Here is a 1,598-nt window from a genome sequence, read left to right as displayed (position 1 = left end):
GCGCAGGGTCAGCCCGGCCTGCCCGACGGCCTCCTCCAGGCCACGGCCGGGCTGACCCTGCGCCGCCCGGCCGAGGCCATCGGCTCCCCCGAACGGGCCCACGAACTCCTCGACGGCCGGATCGCCTACCTCCAGCGGCAGCCCGCACCCGCCCACCGGGCCGAGGAGACCGCCACCGAACTCGCCCTGCTGCACAGGGCCCGGACCGCCTTGGGGGTACAGCTGACCGGCATCGTGTCCCTGCCGTTCGACGGAAGTACCATCGCCCGCCGGGTACGGGAGGTCATGGCCAACTCCCGGACGGACCTGGCGTGGCGGCCGCCCTCCGCACAGGAAAGAGCGCGCCGCACGCAGTCCCCGGGCCAGCAGACCGGCACTCCCGGACGCAGACGACCGCTCTGCCCGGCCACGGGCCAGTACCACGGCCCTGACACGACGACGCCGACGAAGCGGTCTCCACCCGCGCCGCGCCCGGTCACCACGCCCGGCAGACGGACCCTTCCCGCACCCCTCGAAGCCCGTGAGTTCAGGGAAATTGAAGGTTCCTCGTTGGGAACCCGAGGGTCTGGCGTCCTGATTTCCGGGCGCGGCCCACTGGGTTGGCTGTGAACCCGCGCGTGCGACCTCGCCGATGTGGGGGGTGTCGTACGGACTCGTTCTCACGCTTCGTCGTGGTGCGTGAGGTGGCCGTCGGCCAGCCGCCAGTAGCGCTGGTGGTCAGTCAGTTGCCAGGTCTCGTCGGCAGCGATCGCCTGCGTGATCCATTCGTGGAGTTGCGGGAGGGCGTGCGTTCGTAGAACAGCGCGGGTGGCAGCACGGTCAGTGGCATCGACCAGGTGGACGTCAATGCGGAAGCCGACCATGTCGGGGTGGATACCGCGGCCGTAGTTGCGGGGGTTCGGAGCGACCCATGCCGCTCCCAGGACGATGGTCCCGCTGTCATGTCCGGTGAAGAATGCCAGGTCCGTGACTCGGGTCATATAGGGGTCGAGACATTTCTGGAACCCGCGTACCGGCCCGGGCACCGCGCACGCCGGCCGCGGCTACCTGTACCGGGGCGACAGACTGACGGTGCTGTGCAGCCGGGGCACCCGGGACCACGCCCAGCTCACCCGGCGCTCCGCCTCCGGCCTGGCCAAGGGCATTAAGGCTGGGTGCACCAGGACGGTCTGGTCAGACTCGCAGGCTGACCGGGCGGAGGCCCTTGGCCTTGCATCTCAGTGCGAGAGTCGTTTCGACGTGACTGTGGGAGTCGCCTCCTGGCCAGCTTTGCGGTGTCGATTTCTCTTGATGTCACTCAGGGGCTTGCGGTGGGATGGCGGGTTGTGCTTCTGCCGCGTGAGCCGATGGGGGCCGCAGTTGACGGACAGATAAAGGCGTGGTCCGAGGGCTGGCTGCTCGGTACGGTCGGGGCCATGGAGATCGTGGAGGTTCCTGGGCGGGGGGCCCGTCGTGCGTGTCCCAGCGACTAGCGGGTCTTGTGCAACTTGGGCGACGAGCAGTGCCCACTGCTGATGAGCCGGTGACGACCAAGCGGCTCAACGGGTGAGGAGCGCATCCGTGTCCTCCGTCTCCGTGGCCCGCATGAGCGGACGAGC

At 69.4% G+C, this 1,598-nt stretch carries 2 protein-coding genes; one reads left to right on the top strand and one right to left on the bottom strand.

The features are described 5' to 3' along the window. Window positions 1-609 (top strand): hypothetical protein (locus tag B7L92_RS40765; protein WP_218030482.1); only part of this gene is annotated, 609 nt, incomplete at its 5' end. 50 nt (window positions 610-659) lie between these two features. Here B7L92_RS40765 and B7L92_RS30955 read toward each other — a convergent pair. Continuing rightward, entirely contained in the window at window positions 660-980 is a 321-nt protein-coding gene (locus tag B7L92_RS30955; RefSeq protein WP_081240648.1) for a hypothetical protein, read from the bottom strand. Window positions 981-1,598: the final 618 nt, after the last annotated feature.

Origin of the sequence: Streptomyces viridosporus (assembly GCF_002078235.1) — a bacterium.
Taxonomy (GTDB): domain Bacteria; phylum Actinomycetota; class Actinomycetes; order Streptomycetales; family Streptomycetaceae; genus Streptomyces; species Streptomyces viridosporus.
Note: the sequence above shows the minus strand (reverse complement) of the source record. Positions and strands in the feature narration are given on the sequence as shown.

Excerpts from the sequence above, each read along its gene's own strand:
- B7L92_RS30955 (WP_081240648.1), bottom strand. The coding sequence starts at position 980 with ATGACCCGAGTCACGGACCTGGCATTCTTCACCGGACATGACAGCGGG.